General features: G+C 51.3%; 15 protein-coding genes and 2 CRISPR repeat arrays. Of the genes, 2 read left to right on the top strand and 13 right to left on the bottom strand.

The window, feature by feature from the left end:
• Positions 1 to 2: 2 nt before the first annotated feature.
• The 10 genes from RI501_RS05260 to RI501_RS05215 all read right to left on the bottom strand — a co-directional run bounded on the left by RI501_RS05260 (position 3) and on the right by RI501_RS05215 (position 10,602).
• Entirely contained in the window at positions 3 to 542 is a 540-nt protein-coding gene (locus tag RI501_RS05260) for a flavodoxin (protein ID WP_313820672.1), read from the bottom strand.
• 144 nt (positions 543 to 686) lie between these two features.
• The gene (locus RI501_RS05255; protein ID WP_313820671.1) at positions 687 to 1,571 is read right to left on the bottom strand and encodes a LysR family transcriptional regulator; all 885 of its coding nucleotides are present in this window, start codon (positions 1,569 to 1,571) and stop codon (positions 687 to 689) included.
• An 18-nt stretch (positions 1,572 to 1,589) separates the two neighbouring features.
• On the bottom strand, positions 1,590 to 3,014 hold the full coding sequence (locus RI501_RS05250) for a gamma-glutamylcysteine synthetase (protein ID WP_313820670.1): 1,425 nt from the start codon (positions 3,012 to 3,014) through the stop codon (positions 1,590 to 1,592).
• Between the two features lie 422 nt (positions 3,015 to 3,436).
• Positions 3,437 to 4,735, bottom strand: coding sequence for a pyrimidine-nucleoside phosphorylase (locus RI501_RS05245; RefSeq protein WP_313820669.1), 1,299 nt, complete (start codon positions 4,733 to 4,735; stop codon positions 3,437 to 3,439).
• A 114-nt stretch (positions 4,736 to 4,849) separates the two neighbouring features.
• Positions 4,850 to 5,800: a sugar-binding transcriptional regulator gene (locus RI501_RS05240; RefSeq protein WP_313820668.1), complete on the bottom strand. Its 951-nt coding sequence runs from the start codon at positions 5,798 to 5,800 to the stop codon at positions 4,850 to 4,852.
• A 61-nt stretch (positions 5,801 to 5,861) separates the two neighbouring features.
• Positions 5,862 to 6,566, bottom strand: a complete 705-nt coding sequence (gene deoD, locus RI501_RS05235) for a purine-nucleoside phosphorylase (protein ID WP_313820667.1) — start codon at positions 6,564 to 6,566, stop codon at positions 5,862 to 5,864.
• A 24-nt stretch (positions 6,567 to 6,590) separates the two neighbouring features.
• A complete protein-coding gene (locus tag RI501_RS05230) occupies positions 6,591 to 7,778 on the bottom strand; it encodes a phosphopentomutase (protein ID WP_313820666.1) in 1,188 nt (395 codons plus the stop codon).
• A 33-nt stretch (positions 7,779 to 7,811) separates the two neighbouring features.
• Complete coding sequence (gene deoC / locus RI501_RS05225; RefSeq protein WP_313820665.1) at positions 7,812 to 8,501, bottom strand: deoxyribose-phosphate aldolase; 690 nt, start codon at positions 8,499 to 8,501, stop codon at positions 7,812 to 7,814.
• A gap of 353 nt (positions 8,502 to 8,854) precedes the next feature.
• Positions 8,855 to 9,718 (bottom strand): aldo/keto reductase, encoded by an 864-nt coding sequence (locus RI501_RS05220; protein WP_313820664.1) that lies wholly within the window; start codon positions 9,716 to 9,718, stop codon positions 8,855 to 8,857.
• A 17-nt stretch (positions 9,719 to 9,735) separates the two neighbouring features.
• Positions 9,736 to 10,602: an aldo/keto reductase gene (locus RI501_RS05215; RefSeq protein ID WP_313820663.1), complete on the bottom strand. Its 867-nt coding sequence runs from the start codon at positions 10,600 to 10,602 to the stop codon at positions 9,736 to 9,738.
• Between the two features lie 117 nt (positions 10,603 to 10,719).
• Here RI501_RS05215 and RI501_RS05210 point away from each other — a divergent pair, with 117 nt between their 5' ends.
• Entirely contained in the window at positions 10,720 to 11,589 is an 870-nt protein-coding gene (locus tag RI501_RS05210) for a LysR family transcriptional regulator (protein WP_313820662.1), read from the top strand.
• A 119-nt stretch (positions 11,590 to 11,708) separates the two neighbouring features.
• A CRISPR array of direct repeats spans positions 11,709 to 13,628; the repeat unit is 28 nt; unit sequence GAATCACCCCCACACCTGTGGGGAATAC.
• Between the two features lie 182 nt (positions 13,629 to 13,810).
• On the opposite strand, the gene RI501_RS05205 is transcribed toward RI501_RS05210, so the two are convergent.
• The 3 genes from RI501_RS05205 to RI501_RS05195 form a co-directional block, all read right to left on the bottom strand.
• Positions 13,811 to 14,338: a GNAT family N-acetyltransferase gene (locus RI501_RS05205; RefSeq protein ID WP_313820661.1), complete on the bottom strand. Its 528-nt coding sequence runs from the start codon at positions 14,336 to 14,338 to the stop codon at positions 13,811 to 13,813.
• Between the two features lie 155 nt (positions 14,339 to 14,493).
• Positions 14,494 to 15,816 carry an S-layer protein gene (locus RI501_RS05200; protein WP_313820660.1) on the bottom strand — a complete coding sequence of 441 codons (1,323 nt, stop codon included), beginning with the start codon at positions 15,814 to 15,816 and terminating at the stop codon, positions 14,494 to 14,496.
• 354 nt (positions 15,817 to 16,170) lie between these two features.
• Positions 16,171 to 18,518: a CRISPR direct-repeat array (repeat unit 28 nt; unit sequence GAATCACCCCCACACTTGTGGGGAACAC).
• A 112-nt stretch (positions 18,519 to 18,630) separates the two neighbouring features.
• The gene (locus RI501_RS05195) at positions 18,631 to 18,999 is read right to left on the bottom strand and encodes a pyridoxamine 5'-phosphate oxidase family protein (protein WP_313820659.1); all 369 of its coding nucleotides are present in this window, start codon (positions 18,997 to 18,999) and stop codon (positions 18,631 to 18,633) included.
• A gap of 149 nt (positions 19,000 to 19,148) precedes the next feature.
• Between RI501_RS05195 and RI501_RS05190 the strand changes: the two genes are divergently transcribed.
• A complete protein-coding gene (locus RI501_RS05190) occupies positions 19,149 to 20,195 on the top strand; it encodes an oxidoreductase (protein ID WP_313820658.1) in 1,047 nt (348 codons plus the stop codon).
• Positions 20,196 to 20,472 lie beyond the last annotated feature (277 nt).

The following is a 20,472-nucleotide window of genomic DNA, read 5'->3' as shown; positions in this document are numbered from 1 at the left end:
ACTTAGATCTCCTTTGATTGAATGCTGGGTTGATCAAAATAGGATTGGAGCCAATGGTCCACGGCCGGGGCCGCCCGGGCAACCCGCGACCCCCGAATCGGTAAGCCGGGTTGGACCACGGCAGTCGGACACAACCGCTGCAAGTCGGCCATACTCTGACCCAGGCCGCTGCCCTCGTGGGTGACAAATGGATAGATCACTTTCGGGGGTGTTGGCACCTGGGTCAGTAACGTGGCGATAACGCGGGGCACGTGGCCGAACCAGATGGGATAGCCCAGAAACCAAATCGGGGCTTGCAGCGTCGTACTCGATAACGGTTGAATGGCCGGTAACGCCTGACCGGTTAACTCTAACTTGGCCCGGCGCAACACCGCCTCGTAATCGACCGGATAAGTCGTCTGCGGCTGTAAGCTTAGCGGCGATACGTTCAGTCGGTCACCCAGTAACCGGGCAACCCGGGCCGTATGCCCCACGTGAACCACCGGGGTTGGGCCGTGAACCAGAGTTTCCCCGGGCAATGAAAACTCGATTAATGCAATCATCGGCACCCCTCCTTTAACGTTGCGCCCTGATAACAAAACCTAGTGTACGACCGAAACTGTCATAGGTCTAATGCTTGTTAATTTCGATTCAATGCCTTATGAGCATACCAATACGTGATTTGAGGCCACCAAAAAACGCGCCGCCTAGTTGGCGAACGCGTCTTGAAAGTAATGAATGAATTCGGTCACGACCGGCGTCAAAACCCGGTCCTTGCGCCAGACCAACACGCAGTTGGTCTGGATGGTTGGCTTAAGCGGGATGAACCGCGTTTCGGCCGGTTGCCGGTTAGTCACCGCCCCCGCAATCATTAACGCCGCGGCCACCTGGTGAGCCACCAGCGGCAGGACGTTAAAGCTCAGGTTATAGGTGCCTACAATATTGAGCTGCTCGCGGGTCAATCCCGACCAATCGGTCAATAATCGTTGGACCTCCGGCCGGTTGGATACCATTAACGGCATCCCGGCCAGATCACTCGGCGTCACATCAGCTTGGCGGGCCAAAAAGGCATCGGCGGCCACTAACAGCCCCCAGGTTTCGGTGCGGGGAAGCGTCAGCGTCGCGTATTTGTCGGTATTGACCGGCTCTAATAAGATGGCCACGTCGAGTAAGCCCTTGTCCAGCTGATCGGTGATAATGTCACTGGCACTACTGAAGATGTGAAAGGTCACTTGGGGATAATCACTCACGAAGTCTTCCAGCATCATCGCTAGGGTATCGGAGTTATCGGCTTCAACACACCCTACGGCCACGTGACCACTGAAGAGCTGTTGGCGCCGGTTGGCAAATTCCTGCTCCGTCTGCTGGGTCAGCTGTAAGATTTCGGCGGCCCGACTTTTCAAAAAGAGACCCGCCTCGGTGAGCACGAGTCCCTTACTTTGCCGCTCAAACAACGGGGTGCCGAGCTGCGTTTCTAATTCCTTTAATTGGCGACTTAACGTTGGCTGCGTCACGTGTAAAATCGTCGCCGCCCGCGAAATATTTTCCTCTTCCGCGATTGTCCAAAAATATCGTAGTAGCCGGAGTTCCACGCCGCCACTTCCTTTAGTTTAAAATTGCAATTCGGGGAACAACGCCTGTAGTTGTTTACGCGGCGTCTTGGTCTGCGTATCCCGTTCTTGTAAAACCTGGGTGACCCCCTGATACGTGAACATCAACAGGTCGGCCCCAAATTCGTCCTTGACCTGGTAGAATTGGACCCCCGCCTGCATCGCCGTGAGGATGAACTGTTGGCAACGGGCATTCAGGTCCCGGTACACCGGTAGCAAGGCGTCACTGTTCAGGCGCTGGTACCGCCAAGCGTTAGCGACCCGTAACCCGTAATCCATCAGGCTCTGGTCCGTAACGTGGGTCATGATCTTGGCCGCCGGAGTCAACTCCGGATGGGTTAAGACTTCGGCTAAATCGTCAATGGCTCCCCACTGTTCCGTATGGGCGTGCAGGTCGTGGGCCATGGTTTCCATGGCCTGAAAGATTTCCTCGCCGGCCGTCTGAAACTGCGTCGGTTGGTCCGGTTGTTCTAAGGCCACAGCGGTATTTTGCTGCCGGGCCGCCGCCAACACCGCCGCCAGGTTGGTGGTCGGTAGTGGCGTGATCAACAGATAAATCATGAAGGTCTTTAAGAAGTACAACGCGTGGCGACTAACCCCGTTAGCGGTAAACGGCGTGTTGTCGAAACCGTTAAACTCCAGGTACCCAATGCCGCCGGTCAAGAAGTCCTGCGGCGTCGGTTGGCCCTTCAGCGTTACGGGACCGGCGGGCGTCGCGTCACCGGTGGCCGCTAACCGTTGGAGTGCCCCGAGATGGGCTCCCAGTGAGGTGTAGGTCACCGGCGTCCCCGTCGGAAAGGCGCCACAGTGCCGCAGACTGCGGACCGGACGTTGCGGAATCTCCGGTAACGTGTCCAAGAATCCTTTCTCGGCTAAGGGCGCCCCCCCAAAGAGATAGGTCAGCAACCACTGGTAACGGACGAAGTTCTGGGCAACCCGGAAATAAAGCTCGTTTTTAAACGCCACCACGGAATCAAAATCAGCCGTGTAATGACTGTAGAGCCGATGAATCACCGGATCCGGCAGACTATAGCTAAGCTTAACCCCGGTCAACCAGTCGGCTTGATGGCCCGCCCCGGCACTGGCCAGTTCGGCGGCATCAATCACCGGTGGCATGGTCAACGGCCAGATGCGATCGTCCCCCTCTAAAGACCGGTAAGCCACCGTCTGTAGCGTATCTAACCGATCTAGGATGCCCCCAATATTGGGATTGGGTTCCGTCACCACGGTGATTTGGCTTGGTCGGCGTCCTCCCCGTAAATACGGGTGATCCGGTCGGTTAGCCCAGGCGTGCGGTTGGGGACGACGACTAAGCTGCCCCTGCTGGTCAACCCGTTGTTCCGTCAATTTAATTCCGACTAAACTATGATACAGTTGCTCTGATAAATTTTCTTCTCGAATAACCGCTAATAAGTTTTCCAGCATGGCGGTAACATCCCCTGACTGCAAATAACCCATTTACCTAAAGTTTAGCCAAAAGCGGCGGTTCTGTCACTAATCTGGCTTAATTTTTTTGCGAAAAACGCAACTTTTATTTTTGCCGGTCGCCGGACACGGTGACGGGCCAAACCAAGACTCAAAATCGGGCAATTTGGGGAGGATCCATGCGTCCGTTAACCCGCCCATTTTAGGACGTCCAGGAGGTAAAAAGGTCAGCAGCTTAACCGTCAAAAAGAGACGCCATCAGAACACTCGTTCCGACACCGTCTCTTAGGTCGTGCTTATTCGTAAACCGCTATCCTAATCGATTTGAATAATCGACTAAGGTTACACCCGTTCCAGCCCATTGCTGACTGGTCCGGAAGCGCTGAAGCTGCTAGTTCGACAAACTAGATTTTGAAATAATTCTACCGAATCGTTTCGTGAATCAACGTAATGGGTTCGGCGTGGTCGCTGATTTCGATGTTGTCGTACAACAACTGCTTGATGTCGTCCACGTCTTCACGGTCACTGTAGATGGTCAACAGGGGTTCGCCTTCCTTGACCTGGTCACCGATCTTCTTGTTCATCATGATGCCGACCGCGTAATCCAGCTTGTCGTCAGCCTTTTGCCGACCACCACCGAGTAACATGGAGGCAATCCCCATTTCGTCGGCTGCGACCTTGCTGACCACCCCAGCCGTCTTAGCAGGCAAGTCAATCTTGAACTTGGCTTGAGGCATGATTTCTGGGTGGTCAACCACGTTGCGGTCCCCACCTTGAGTAGCCACCATGTCGCCAAACTTCTTGAGGGCAGAACCATCGGTAATGGTTTGTTCACACATCTTGCGTGCATCGTCCAGGTTGTCGGCCTTCTTGGCCATCACGACCATGTGGGCCCCTAAGGTCAAGACAAGGTCGGTAATGTCCTTCGGTCCGTTCCCCTTCAGGATGTCGATAGATTCCTTGATTTCCAAGGCGTTCCCGATAGCGTTCCCTAACGGTTGGTTCATGTCGGAGATGATGGCCATGCAATCCATGCCAACCCCTTTACCGATTTCAACCAACGCGTGGGCTAATTCCCGCGAGTCGTCCAAGGTCTTCATGAAGGCCCCGGAACCGGTCTTGACGTCGATGACTAAGGCGTCGGTGCCGGAAGCAATCTTCTTGCTCATGATGGAGCTGGCAATCAACGGAATGGAGTCCACCGTGTCGGTGACGTCCCGTAAGGCGTAGATCTTCTTGTCGGCCGGAGCGATGTTCCCGGTAGCCCCGACAATGGCACACTTGACGTCTTGGACCTGCTTGAGGAAGTCCTTTTCGCTGATTTCAACCGTGTAACCTGGAATCGCTTCCAATTTATCCAAGGTCCCACCGGTATGGCCTAACCCCCGGCCGGAAATCATGGGTACCGGAATTCCTAAGGCCGCCACGATTGGGGCCAACGGAATACTGGTCTTGTCACCCACCCCACCGGTCGAGTGCTTGTCGGCCTTGATGCCGTCGATACTTGAGAGGTCCAGGTGGTCACCAGACTTCATCATGGCCATGGTCAATTCGGAACGTTCCGCATCGGTCATGTCCTTGAAGTAGGTCGCCATCAGAAAGGCACTGGTTTGGTAATCGGGAATTTCACCGGAAACGACCCCGTCAACGAAGGTTTGGATTTCTTCTTTTGTCAGTTCACCGCCGTTACGTTTCTTATCGATAATGTCAACCATTCTCATGCTTAGGTCACTCCATTTCTAGTCATTGACGCCCCATCGGACGCCAGGTCTACTGCTTATCTGGATAAGCGAAAGGCAGTCGCCGCCGTTCGGCTGGCGGACTGCCCCTGTCGCTTACGTTGTTGCTTTTAAAAGCTCTGCTGCTGCGTGTTGATCAATAATCAAGCAATTGGGATACCCGCCCCGCAAGGCTGCTTTGACTGCGGGAATTTTGGCATCGCCCGCCGCCACCAGGATCGAATGGTCCTTGTGGCGCAAACTATCTAGTTCAATGCCGATGGTTCGTTGATTCAACTCGGCATCGACGATTTCACCATTTTCATCGATGTACCGGGAGAAAATATCCCCCACTGCGCGCTGTTGCAGGTAGCGCTTTTCCTTCTCTTGAAGGTAGCCTAGCTGAAACACTAGCGCGGTGTTGCGCACGGTGCCGACCGAATAAATCGCGATATTGGCTTTTTCACCCAGCTGTAAGAGGTATTGAATGTGCCGTTCCGCTTCCACCAATTCCTTAGTTTGTTGGTGGTCGAAAATCACCGGTAGTGGCAGATACTGGGGCATGGCGTGAAAGGCATTGGCAAAGGCATCAATGCTTTCGTACGCGTAGGTATGCTCCGTAGAGTAACTGACACTCCCCTTCAGCTGAATCACCTCCACCCCCGTCAGGGTATCGGGTTGTAAATTTTGGCCAATCGCGTAGATTGTTTTCCCCCAACCAATCCCGATGACATCGTGTTCCGCCACGATGCTTTCGAGGTAACGGGCTGCGTACTGCCCAACGGTATTGAGGACTTCGTTAGCTGCCGTGAGTTGCGTCGGGACCACGTGTACTTCCACGTGGTAGGCGTCGTGTAACGCCTGTTCGAGCGTCTGCACGTCTTGAACCGGATCAATAATCTGAATACGGACCAGGCCTTGTTTCCGGGCAAATTGTAAGAGCCGGGAAACCGTGGGCCGGGAGATTCCAAGTTGCTGGGCAATCTGACTTTGACTTTGGTCCGCTTGATAGTACAGCTTCGCGACGGTTAGCCCTTGGGCGATCCGTTGATCCGTGGTCTCAGTCATAGTGTTGCCTCCTTAGTGATTCAGGGTGGTCATCTCTCAGGATGAACGGTTAACCAAAGATCTAGCGAATAGCGGCTTCCAAGGCGACTTTAATCATATCATCGAAGGACTTTTCCCGTTCTTCAGGCGTCGTGGATTCACCGGTAATCAGGTGGTTACTAATGGTCAGAGCGGACATTGCCTTGACGTGGTACTTTGCGGCGATCAAGAAGAGCGCTGCAGATTCCATTTCGGTCGCAATGACCCCGTAATCAACCAACTTTTGCCGGTCCATTTCGTCGTTGTAGAACCGGTCTTCGGCCAAGACGTTCCCCACCTTAACCGGAATGTTCAAGTCCTTAGCGGCGTGGTAGGCGTTATCCAACAGACCGAAGTCACTGATTGGCGCATAGTAGATGCCCCCACCAAAGATATTGTGAATAATGGAAGAATCAGTGGTTGCGGCTTGGGCTAAAACCACGTCACGAACGTGCACATCGGGGCTCATCCCGCCGGATGTCCCGACCCGGAAGAGCTTCTTAGCACCGTATTCGGTGACCAGTTCGTGGGCGTAGATGGAGATTGAAGGAATCCCCATCCCGGTCCCTTGAACGGAGATCCGGTGACCCTTATAGGTCCCGGTATACCCGAAGGCATTCCGCACTTTGTTGTAACATACCGGATTGTCTAGGTACGTTTCGGCAATGTACTTGGCCCGTAACGGGTCCCCAGGCATTAAGACCGTATCCGCAATGTCGCCCTTTTTCGCTTCCAAATGATTACTCATGATTCATTTCCTCCTTAGTGTTGACTATTTCAAATCCGCTAAGAAACTGTGTCCTTCATTGTTACCCTTAACACCAAAGTTATCTAAGACCGTGGCCCCAAAGTCGGAGAATGGGGACCGAATGCCAAGGCTCCCACCCTGCTTGAAGCTTGGGGAGTAAACCACTAACGGCACAAATTCACGGGTGTGGTCAGTTCCACGGTAAGTTGGGTCGTTCCCGTGATCGGCGGTGATCATCAACAGATCGTCGTCGTGCATGTTGGCCATCACGGTGCCCAAGCGCTTATCGAAGTCCATCAGCGCGTTCCCAAAACCTTCTGGGTTCCGCCGGTGACCGTACATCGCATCGAAGTCCACCAGGTTGATGAAGCAGAAACCGGTGAAGTCTTCTTGCATCACGTGGTCGACGTGGTCCATCCCGTCCATGTTGCTTTCGTTATGGTAGCCTTTGTCAATGCCGTGACCGGAGAAGATGTCGTTGATCTTACCGACACCCACTACGTGCACGCCGGCATTTTGCAGACGGTTCAAGTCAGTTTCGTCGGTTGGTTCCAACGTAAAGTCCCGCCGGTTGGCCGTCCGGGTGAAGTGTTGCGCATCGGGGCCCACGTATGGCCGCGCGATGATCCGACCCACTAAGTATTCGGGGCCATTCACTAATGAGCGGGCGTATTCACAAATCTTGTAAAGTTCGTCCAGCGGAATGACCTCTTCGTGCGCGGCAATCTGCAGAACGGAATCTCCGGACGTGTAAACGATCAGGTCCCCGGTCTTCATCTGTTGTTCCCCGAGTTCGGCGATGATCTTGGTCCCGGATTCTGGCCGGTTCCCAATCACCTTACGGCCGGAGAACTTTTCCAGCTTATCAACGATGTCGGCTGGGAAGCCGTTCGGGAACGTGCTGAGCGCCTTACGAACGGGCAGGCCCATCATTTCCCAGTGACCGTCCATGGAATCCTTACCGGCAGAGATTTCTTGCATCTTGCCGTAGTAAGCGTGGGGATCGGTCGCAGCGGGAACGCCTTCGATTGGCGTATCGCGCAGGTTCGAGATCCCGATCTTAGCTAAGTTCGGCAAAGCCAGCTTGCCGGCAAAGTGTTCGCCGACGTGGCCCAGGGTATCGGCCCCTTCGTCGCCGTACTTAATGGAATCGGATGCGGCACCCGTCCCAACAGAGTCCATGACTAATCCAAAAATTCGTTTAAATTTCATCCTTGATTGCCCCGCTTTCTTCCAAACTATGTTTTAGTAACCGGCCTTTTTTTCGGCTGGCTTACCAGTTAAAATCGCAACCGTTGCGCTGACCCCTAAGCGGCTAGCGCCGGCATCGATCATGGCTAAGGCTTCTTCCTTACTGTGAATCCCACCGGAAGCCTTGACGCCTAAGCGGTCACCGACCGTTTCGCGCATCAACTTCACGTCGTCTAACTTCGCACCGGCCGTGGAGAACCCAGTGGACGTCTTAACGAAGTCGGCGCCGGCCTTTTCACTTAATTGGCAAGCCTTAACGATTTCGTCCTTAGTTAAGAGGCAGGTTTCCAAGATAACCTTGAGCAACTTACCCTTGGCGTGAACGGCGTTAGCCAAGCCCTTAATGTCTTCTTCGACAACCTCGAAGTTACCGGACTTCATTTCACCGACGTTTAAGACCATGTCGATTTCTTCAGCCCCTTGGTCGATGGCCGTGGTGGCTTCGAAAATTTCACTTTCCGTGGCCATGGCCCCTAGTGGGAAGCCGACAACGGCGATTGGGTTCACTGAACTGTCCTTTAATTGTTCAGCAACGAACGGAATCCAGTAGGAGTTCACACAGACGGAAGCCGTGTTGAATTGCTTAGCTTCTTCGCAGGTTTGGCGAATGGATGCTTCGGTGGCGTCCGCCTTCAAGTTGGTGTGGTCAATGTATTTTGCGAGTTGTTCAGTGGTTAATGTCATTATTTTGAAACCCCTTTCATTTGTCACCAATAATATACCTAATTTTTGCACGTTTGTAAAGCGCTTCCTTGAAATTCTGTTCAAACGCGTGCTTTTTTGTAGGTAAATTCACAGGTTCTTTACAGACGTTTATCGATTTACCTGTACATGAAAAGCATTGCTGGTGCGGGAGTTTCAAGGGGCTAGCTCGAGCCTTAATTGATGTGAAAAAAGTGATTCAGACTATTTTAAATTTTTTTGGCAACCATACCCGCTAACCCCACTTTTGATGAGACCCAAAAGGCTGCAGTCGCACTCTCAAAAAGTGCGACTGCAGCCTTAGATGACTATTGTGGGAAAGCGCTCATTTTAAATTAGTCGTTAGCGTGCACGTCAAACGCGCTTAACAACATTTCCTTCACTCCGGGGGCATCGGGATCGTGCTGACCTTGACCCTTATCCAACGTCCGTAACTGGGCTACTTCATCGGCCGTCAATTCGAAGTCGAAGATGTCCAAGTTACTCTTGATTCGGGCTTCATGAACGGACTTAGGAAAGACAACGACGCCTTCCTGATTTTCGAACCGTAAAATGATTTGGCCCGCATTCTTGCCGTATTTTTCGGCGAGCTGGGTGATCACGGACTCGTGCATCAGGTTCTGGTTCCCTTGACCCAGAGGTGCCCAGGCTTCTAGCTTCACGTCGTGGGCCTTTAAAATGTCGCGGAGTTCCGTTTGCTGAAAGTACGGGTTAAATTCGACTTGGTCGACCGCCGGCATCGTCGAAAATTGCGGCACAAACTGGTTCCAAATCTTGGGCGTCATGTTGGAGACCCCAATGGACTTTAACTTACCGGCCTTTTTCGCGTCTTCCATGGCCCGCCAAGCGCCTGGCACGTCACCGTAGGGTTGGTGAATCAAGTAGAGATCGATGTAGTCCAAGCCCAGTTGCTGGAGCGACTTATCAATGGCACGGCTTGCGGCTTCATAGCCAAAGTCCTGCAACCATAGCTTACTGGTGATCCAGATTTGATCACGGGGAATGCCACTATCACGGACGGCGCGACCTACCTCGTCTTCGTTGAAATAGGCCACGGCCGTGTCAATGTGCCGGTAACCTGCGGCTAAGGCGTCTTTGACGGCTTGGTACGTGGTGCCATCATCGGGAATTTGAAAGGTCCCAAAGCCAATAGCGGGAATTTGGTGACCATCGTTAAGTTGAATCGTTGGAGTTGTCATATTTGGTTTCTCCTTCATTAATCGTGTAGTTGACGTAAGCTGGAGCCGAAAATTTGTTCAATGGTGACCGGGTCGCGGTGGTCAAAGAATTGACTTTCCTGACGGTCCAGACCGGCCAGAGTACTCATTTCGGCGGTCGTCAGTTCAAAATCGAAAACATCCAAGTTTTCGGCCATTCGGTCGGCATGAACCGACTTAGGAATCACGGTGATTCCCCGTTGCAATAACCAGCGTAAGATCACTTGACCGGTCGTTTTGCCGTGGGCCTGAGCAATCTTAGTAATGGTTCGGTCGGTAAAAACGCCGTGCTTCCCCTCCGCAAACGGGGCCCAGGCTTCGACCCGGACATTTTCGTCCTGGTTGAATTGAACTTCCGTGGGTTGTTGGTACCAGGGATTAACTTCAATTTGGTTGATCACGGGTTGAACGTTCATGGTCAATTCAAGGTTCTTCAACTGGTCGGCGTAGAAGTTCGACACCCCGATGGCCCGAATCTTACCGGCGTGATAGGCTTCTTCCAGCGCACGCCAGGCACCCATCACGTCACCGTAGGGTTGGTGTAATAGGTAAAGGTCCAGGTAGTCCAGGCCCAGTCTCTGTAACGACGCGTCAATTCCCTTTTGCGCCCGTTCGTAGGTGAAATCGGACACCCAGAGTTTCGAGGTGATAAACAGCTCTTCACGGGGCACGTCACTCTTGGCGATAGCCCGGCCGACAGCGGCTTCGTTCTGGTAAGCCGTGGCGGTATCGATTAACCGGTAACCGGCTTGGATGGCGGCGGTCACGGCCGTTTCACATTCGGCCAAATCTGGGACCTGGAACACTCCAAAGCCGAGTTGGGGCATCGTGACTCCGTTATTTAAAGTTGTGGTTGGTATTGGCATCAAATCGTTCCTTTCTGACTCATTCACTGGGACTATCATAAGCGCAAATGCTTGCCGTGAAAATTACTCATTCGCTATACTAGTATACGAATGTCGTATACTAAGGAGCCGATGCCAATGATTGATAACTACCTTTTAGAAGAGCTGGTGACGTTTGCCCAAACCGGTACCCTCGCTCAGACCGCTGCGGCTTTGAACGTGACCCAACCGACGGTGACGCGGGGCATGCAAAAGCTAGAAGACGATTTAGGCGTCCGTTTATTCAACCGGCAGCCCAACCGTATTCTATTGACGGCCACCGGCGAATTAGCGGTTGCTAAGGCCAAGGAACTCCTGACCCTAAACCGGGAGCTGGTAACCACGGTGCAAAATTTCGACCGCAGCCAGCAGCGACTCACCCTAAGCTCGACACTTCCCGGTCCCCTACTGGTCGCTCGGAAAATCCAGGCCCAGTTTCCAACTCTACAACTCGACAACCAGTTACTGCCGACCGACCAACTTAGCGATCAGCTTACTAGTCGTGCCGCAACACTGGTTCTATCTGATCAAGAACTCCTGACGAACACCGTGGAATCGTGCTACCTGGGCACCGAACGACTAGCGGTTAACCTAGACCAGTTCATGTACCACGCCAACCAGTCCACGGTCCAATTTAAAGAACTGCGCGGCTTGAGTTTCCTAGTTCTCCAAGACATTGGGGTCTGGCGTGGCATTATCCAAGCTCAAATTCCCGATGCGCAGTTCATGTACCAGGCCCAGCGTGACGCCTTCACCAAAATTACCAAGTATGCCGATTTCCCCTACTTCAGTACGAATCTTTCGCCCCTAGAACCCGACGCCCAGACGGTCAGCCAAGACGATAACCGCGTTTGTCTTCCCATCAGTGACGACATCGCGCAGATGCCAATTTACGGGAGTTATTTGAAGGCAGAACGGGAGCGGGTAGCGCCGGTACTCGAGATGATGAGTCAGGCTTGGCCGCAATGAGACCGATAAAAAAACTATGAACTGCCAATTTAGTGGCATGTCATAGGTGTTTTTTATGGATTCACCCCATACGTGTGGGGAATACTGTGATGATATGGAAAATCGATTAGTCGATCCTGGAATCACCCCCACACCTGTGGGGAATACTGCCATCATGGTCTAACCCCCATCAAATAAGCGGAATCACCCCCACACCTGTGGGGAATACTTGGCAATTTAATTGAAGCAACTGATGAATATGGAATCACCCCCACACCTGTGGGGAATACTTTTAGAACCTTTGATAATGGCTGACTCAAGTGGAATCACCCCCACACCTGTGGGGAATACATGGTGAAACGACACGTGATGTGACTGGGGGTAGAATCACCCCCACACCTGTGGGGAATACATCTATGCAGCTTTGATGGTTATCATGAAGCCGGAATCACCCCCACACCTGTGGGGAATACCCGGAATGAATGGCGATAGTGTTATCAGCTTTAGAATCACCCCCACACCTGTGGGGAATACGTTAATCAATTCTGCCATTGCTTCAATAATATAGAATCACCCCCACACCTGTGGGGAATACAAAGCACTGACTAACTGGCTGAGTGACTGCTAGGAATCACCCCCACACCTGTGGGGAATACACTCTTGCTCTCTCGGTAGCAATTCATAGCCTTGGAATCACCCCCACACCTGTGGGGAATACACGGTTGCGCGTATCTGAAAAAGCTGTCAGTAGGAATCACCCCCACACCTGTGGGGAATACCGTACATCGCCTTCGACATTGTCTAAACGTTCGGAATCACCCCCACACCTGTGGGGAATACGTCGTCTGGAACGTCCGCATTTAATGATTCATAGAATCACCCCCACACCTGTGGGGAATACCTGGTGCAGTGATTCCAGATGGTGAGTATAAAGGAATCACCCCCACACCTGTGGGGAATACCAGCAACGGCTAGTGAAGGCGATGGTTACTTAGGAATCACCCCCACACCTGTGGGGAATACCGGCAACAGTCGGAGTAGACGTAGGAGGCGATGGAATCACCCCCACACCTGTGGGGAATACAGCATGATTCACCTGTGGACGACCACCACTAGGGAATCACCCCCACACCTGTGGGGAATACTCTACGTCGGTAGACCAGACTACGAACGTACTAGAATCACCCCCACACCTGTGGGGAATACTCTGCTAAGGATGAGTTTGGCGAAGAAAATGTGGAATCACCCCCACACCTGTGGGGAATACAATGATCCCATAAGGGAAGTATGTGCAATCTTGGAATCACCCCCACACCTGTGGGGAATACTCATAGTCAGTCATTTTATCAAGAACACCATTAGAATCACCCCCACACCTGTGGGGAATACAGAATAAAGGGGGCTTGTCTGAAGCTGATATTAGAATCACCCCCACACCTGTGGGGAATACTGATACATAATCATCGCCAGTAATCTGTTTGTAGAATCACCCCCACACCTGTGGGGAATACCAATTGGTACAATATCCAAATCGCCGTTATTAAGAATCACCCCCACACCTGTGGGGAATACTTTCAATACGTGCGCTTATTGGACCATCAGCAGGAATCACCCCCACACCTGTGGGGAATACTTTGGGAGCTTGTCAAAGAGCCTTATCCTGGAGGAATCACCCCCACACCTGTGGGGAATACAGCTCAGCTTCTTTGCTGTATTGAATATAATAGGAATCACCCCCACACCTGTGGGGAATACTTAGTGGATTCAATCGAAAATGTAGATTGATAGGAATCACCCCCACACCTGTGGGGAATACTTTGGGAGCTTGTCAAAGAGCCTTATCCTGGAGGAATCACCCCCACACCTGTGGGGAATACAGCTCAGCTTCTTTGCTGTATTGAATATAATAGGAATCACCCCCACACCTGTGGGGAATACTTAGTGGATTCAATCGAAAATGTAGATTGATAGGAATCACCCCCACACCTGTGGGGAATACCTAATAAGCAATTAGATGAACCTTTGCAAACTAGAATCACCCCCACACCTGTGGGGAATACACTAAACCAATCCCGTCATATCAGCATTCGTAAATTCTAAAACACTCGTTTTTCATTAGCTTACGTTTTCAGTCTACACAGTTCGACTTTCCATCACAACTTATACCGCTTACAAATTTTCTTGTAACTGTGAGACTTACTACCCATCAAAAATACCGCTAATCAAATGATCAGCATCATTTTTAGAGTCGACATTCAAAAAGTCGTGCCAGTGTATCCCCCACATCTTGATACTGCAGGGTCCGTTCCTGAGCAAAGGTAAACCCGTTTTTGACATAAAGTTTTTCGGCCGGTAAATTACCCGCCATCACATCGAGGTGCACGACCCGGCGCCCCTGATCACGCAGCGTTTTTAAAATTGCCTGCAGCATCGCCGACGAAACGCCCTGCCCCCGAAAATCGGGATGGACCGCAAACAGGTGCAAAATCGCAACGTCCTCATCCGCTACGGGGAAAGTCCACGGAACACTACGATAATCAGCCTGCTCTCCTTGAGTAATCCGCCCCGCAGCGACCAGTTGTCCGTCCTGAAAGCCGCCGATCATCTGACCCTGATGACTCATGCTCGCAAGATCCGTTGAGTTGGGATACACACCCCAATGCCAATCCGGACTATAGGTATCATGGGCTTGTTGGGCACAAACCCTTTGGTAAAACTGACTGAGTTGTGGCTCATCATCGGCGGTTAAGAAATGAACATCATCTAACATTAAAGCCCCTCCTGTCGTAACTTTTATAACTAATCCGTTAGCCCATATTCTACTGAGACAATCGCCAACTTACAATTTATTTTCCAATGAAAAAGCCCATTTCCGGCCGCAATCTAGCCGAAAATGAGCTTTTTAACATGTTTGGAGGGAGCGGATTAATCTACGTAGTTGGTGTTACCCGTATCCGTAGACGTGGTAGGCGCGTCACCAGTCTTGGTGGTTACCGTGTAGTAAGCCGTGACACCATCACCGTACTTGGTGTTGCTGTTAGCGGTCTTCGTTGTCGTAGCATCAAAGGTGTAGACCTTGTAAGTCTTGTTCCCGTCGGAATCGGTCTGGGTCGCACCAGTTAAGGTGTTCAACTTGCCAGACGTGAAGACGGATGCGGTACTGATGTCGATGGTGTCATCGGCGTCACCCGTGAAGACTTCTTGTTCCGTCGTAGTCAGGGATGGGAAGGCCTTGTCCGCTAAGCTAGCAGCGGTGATTGTGGCCGTGTCCGTCGTGGAAGACCCTTCAGACTTGAACGTCACCTTAGAGGTTGCCGCCTTAGCAACCTTCACTTGAATCGTGCTTCCGTATTTAGCGGAAGTCAAACTGGAATCCGTGACCGTGTAGCCGGATGGTACGTTAGACGTGATGTAGCTGTTCAGTGAGGACAAGTCACTAGTCCCTAAAGCAGCGCCTTCGGTCGTATCGCTCGTAGAAGTGACCCAAGTTTGCGCTGAGCCAACGGCACTATAGTTTGCATCCACGTACTTCACCGTGACACTGTTACTGCTCGTCGCCGTTGCGGAAGGGGCCGTGGTGGTCAAGCCACCCGCGTAGATCCACCCGGTGATGGCGGAGTTACTGGTATCGGTCACGTGATAGTACAGAGAACCTTCACGCGTCTTGGTTGCGGCTTGGTCCACCGTAAACTTGTCGGTTTTGGCGGAACTGTAAAGACTAACCTTGCTGGCCTTGTATTGCGTGTACTTAGGGGCCGTCCAGATGGTGTTCTTGGTCGTGTCCTTCAGGTAGTAGTTCTTAGTTTGCGTTGGCATCGTGGCACTAGTCGTGGTCGAAGCGGACTTGATACCACCGGCAAAGCTTGAAGTAGACTTCCCACCGTAAATGTAACCACGGTACTTACCATCCATGGAAACAACCCGGTAGTAAACGGAACCCCGGTTAGTCGTCTTCACCCCATAAGCTCGGAAGTAGTTGGCTGAGGACTTGGAAGACGCAAAGGTCGCCATCTTAGCCTTAGAAGCCACGACCTTGGCTCCCTTGACAGTCCCTGGTTTGGTGTACAAAGCGTTGGTCCCGGTCGATTCGACGTTCCGAGAAGTTGCGGCCGTGGTCAATGTTTTGTATGCGCCCGCGGTAGCGTAGGATTTGGCACTGGCGGTTGAAGTGGTGGCCACCGTCGCAACGGCACCAAAGCTTAAAGCCGCTAAGCCTAAGTATAATGACTTGGATAAGCTTGATTTCATATTAAAAATCCTCCTTGATATAAATGCCTTTGTTCTAACGAACGAGGTCAGTATAGCAAAGAAAATTCGAGAAAAACCGGTTGTGACAAATCCTTAATCTCTTTAAGATTTCATATAAAAAAATAGGCGACCCGTTAATCTCTGGGTTAGCGGTAGCCGGCTATAAGATGAATCCCTGTGTAGGTTCAGGTCTCTAGTTAGTAAAAACGGTTATCCGTATGAAATACTATTTTGACTACGCTTTCTTAAAGCTAGCTTAACGGCGACACAGAACTGTAATTTGATTTCTCAAATACTTTTAGTAAAAAGTGACCATTCAAGATTGAACAGTCATTTTAAAAGAGAACATAATATGAAATTGCCCCACACTTGTGGGGAATACTTTTTGTGCAGTGAGCGGTTAAACCAAGGAAAAGAATCAACCCCACACCTGTGGGGAACACCATTTTTTCTTAGCTTTGGTGGCCGCACTCGCGGAATCACCCCCACGCTTGTGGGGAACACCCGTAAATACCACAATTCCGTATCAAGTTTTCAGAATCACCCCCACACTTGTGGGGAGCACGTTCGGAAGACGGGCGGAATCCTCACGCAGCCGGAATCACCCCCACACTTGTGGGGAACACTGCGGCGTAGTATCGGCGGCGGTGCTGGTGGAGGAATCACCCCCACACCTGTGGGGAACACTTAGCATACGATTCAATCGCTACAACTACGTTAGAATCACCCCCACACTTGTGGGGAACACGGCTTAAGGGCCTTCTTGACCCCTTTGACAGCGGAATCACCCCCACACTTGTGGGGAACACCGAGCCATGTCAAGCATTTAGCGGACGCGGTAGGAATCACCCCCACACTTGTGGGGAACACTTCCATTCAAGGTTCAAATACCGACAGATAAAGGAATCACCCCCACACTTGTGGGGAACACCCATCGGTATGCTGGCATTACCACTGCCACTAAGAATCACCCCCACACTTGTGGGGAACACTATTGCGCAAACCCAAAATGCGAGTTCTATACGGAATCACCCCCACACTTGTGGGGAACACTCACTATTAAGCTTGGCCATCGTACCGTTCACAGAATCACCCCCACACTTGTGGGGAACACAGACTGATACAACGGTGAGCGATGCCGATAACGGAATCACCCCCACACTTGTGGGGAACACCCAATTAAGGGATGATAATCTATATTTGTTCTAGAATCACCCCCACACTTGTGGGGAACACTCTAGGACGTGATAGAATTGCTGGTTCAACTCAGAATCACCCCCACACTTGTGGGGAACACGCATACACATCATTCGAGTTCGTCATGGTAATAGAATCACCCCCACACTTGTGGGGAACACCAAGGACTCATCAACGACCACAAACGCATGTTGGAATCACCCCCACACTTGTGGGGAACACCGTGCCCAGCCTTGTAAGATTTCATACTGTTTAGAATCACCCCCACACTTGTGGGGAACACTAACGGACGGTTAGTGCGCTTTTAGTTTGTAAACAGAATCACCCCCACACTTGTGGGGAACACAGAAAAGGAATCGGTTATTGCCCAAGGTGTGTAGAATCACCCCCACACTTGTGGGGAACACAAGCTGGATAATCTCGTAGTCGAAGCTAACATGGAATCACCCCCACACTTGTGGGGAACACTTAAGAGTTAACCCACTATCATCGGCGTACTCGGAATCACCCCCACACTTGTGGGGAACACATTGTTGACCTATCCTCGTATCAATCCGATTCAGAATCACCCCCACACTTGTGGGGAACACCTACCTGCTCTTTAGTTGAGGCTGGCGTCAATGGAATCACCCCCACACTTGTGGGGAACACTCGTTGCACCGTTTTCAATTTTCCTAACTGTTAGAATCACCCCCACACTTGTGGGGAACACGCAATGAGTCACTGTTGAATGACATGGTTACCGGAATCACCCCCACACTTGTGGGGAACACTTGAAATTGATGCACAAGGTGCAGGGACGGCGGGAATCACCCCCACACTTGTGGGGAACACTCACATCACAGGTTGAGTCCCAATCACATACAAGAATCACCCCCACACTTGTGGGGAACACGTTGTCACGTACTAGTGGCTGGGTTGGCTTGCGGAATCACCCCCACACTTGTGGGGAACACTTAATTTGTGCTTATTTAATTGTCTACCTCCTAGAATCACCCCCACACTTGTGGGGAACACGGTAATAGAAAATCGGATTTCTAATTATGGATAGAATCACCCCCACACTTGTGGGGAACACTCTTGTAATTCTTTTAAATCCTCTTTAGTATTAGAATCACCCCCACACTTGTGGGGAACACTATTCAACCCCCAATACTTGACTAATAGCGTCAGAATCACCCCCACACTTGTGGGGAACACCATACTCATTAAAACCATACTTATTAATGCTTGGAATCACCCCCACACTTGTGGGGAACACTAGATAAAGTATCTGATACAGCTATTAGTAAAAGAATCACCCCCACACTTGTGGGGAACACTTATTCTACTGTATAATGCTATGATAATAACAGGAATCACCCCCACACTTGTGGGGAACACTACAATATCCAAATCGCCGTTATTAATTAAAAGGAATCACCCCCACACTTGTGGGGAACACTCTAAATGTCTAGAAGCTATCGAAAGAATCCTAGAATCACCCCCACACTTGTGGGGAACACACTAAACAAATCCCACTACATCAGCATTCTAAAATGCCAAGTTGGCCATTTTTTATTAACTTGCAATTTTATTTTACTAATCCGCCGTTTTCAGTTCAACGGAAACCACTTACTAAATTTTTTGTTGAATATCGTCAATGGTGACGACCAACACGGCTCGGATCCAATCGAATTGCGCTTTCATCCGATCAAAGTTAGCCCCGTTGGTTTCAAAAGTCCCGGTTCCGTGAATGTGATACCCACAACCCAGCCCTTGGGTCCCTTCGACCTTGTGACTACCAATCGCGATGGTCACGTGATTGTCCGTCTGAAAATCATTTTCAATAGAGTGCATCCCCGCTGATGGAATCAACAACGTCTGATCATTAACCACATTAATGTAGTGACTCCAGGTGTTAACCACGCTCGCCGGTTGCGCATTGATGGTCACAATGGTGGCCGGGGTTTCATCCTTGATGACATCTAAAAACTTTTGATCCATGATCCTTCACTCCTTAATTGATTGGTTAAAATTAAATTTTAGATAACACATTTATTCTACGGCGGATAATTCATTTTGTCGATCGGTCTCCGAAATGATAGCCCTTACGTGATACACTAAAGGCAACACCTGTAGAAAGGACCCTTGCCATGTCAAAATTACTGGAACCCGCGCACCTTGCCAAACTATCACTTAAAAATCGAGTGGTCATGTCGCCCATGTGCCTATACGCCGTGACCCAAGAAGACGGCGTTCTGACCCCCGTCCACTTTGCTCACTACCTGACCCGCGCCATGGGTCAAGTGGGCCTCATCATCCTGGAAGCCACCGCGGTAACCCCTGACGGTCGAATCACCAAGAACGATCTCGGTCTCTGGAATGATGCTCAGGCCGTTAAACTACGTGACCTAGTCACCAACCTACACCAACTCGGCGCCAAGGTCGGCGTTCAACTGAACCACGCCGGACGAAAAGCCGTCGACGCGGTGACTCCGGTGGCGCCCAGTGACCAACGCTATAGCCCCGATTATCGGCAACCTCACACCCTAACGATCCCAAAAATTCACGACATTGTCGCGGACTTCCGGGCGGCCGCCAAGCGTGCGACTGCAGCGGGGGTGGACGTCATCGACATTCACGGCGCTCATGGTTACCTCATCGATCAATTTCTCTCACCAGTGGTCAACCAACGGCACGATCCCTATGGCGGCTCCTTACGCGACCGGTATCGGCTCCTGCACGAAATCGCTACCGCAATTCGCGACGAGTTTTCCGGCTCGCTGTGGACACGGCTATCCCTCACCGACTACCAACCCAGCACCCAACAAAACTCACTTTCCGAGTGGCAGCGGGTGGCCCAGTGGCTGGAAGCCGATGGGGTCGACTTGCTCGACGTATCGACCGGGGGATTATTCCCACTAAAACCCAACTTCCCGGTTCACGACGGCTACCAAACTAAATTTGCCACCAAACTCAAGCACGCCGTCGACATCCCCGTTTCCACGGTCGGCCTATTGGATAATCCGGGACTGTGCGAGTATATTCTGCAAAATCATCAAGCGGACCTGATTTTAGAGGGGCGCGCACTCTTACGTAACCCGAACTGGGTCGCCACCGCGGATCTAGCACTACACGACCATAACCTAACCCGTGATACCTTTAACCAGTCGTACTACCGTGGCATGGACGAACGGTAATGAACCGCAAAAGCAGCCTTCTCCTACTCGAGAAAGCTGCTTTTAGTTTGGAAATGACGGTGGTTTTGTGCCCGTAAAGCATCCCAAAAGCTATCATATCAATATCCGTTTTAGTTCTTCATAAAAGTTTTCATGTGACCCGGCCAAAAAGATAACGACGATACTCCCGCCATCATCGATGGTATCCGCTAGTCGATCGGTCACTTGCACATACCGAGAAGTCGCTCAAAACGCCTCGTTTATCAAGCCGAACTTTATAGGCCAATTTGTTTTGCTG

Source organism: Levilactobacillus zymae (genome assembly GCF_032190635.1).
In the GTDB taxonomy this organism is placed as follows: domain Bacteria; phylum Bacillota; class Bacilli; order Lactobacillales; family Lactobacillaceae; genus Levilactobacillus; species Levilactobacillus zymae_A.
This window is presented reverse-complemented; position numbering and strand designations above follow the sequence as displayed.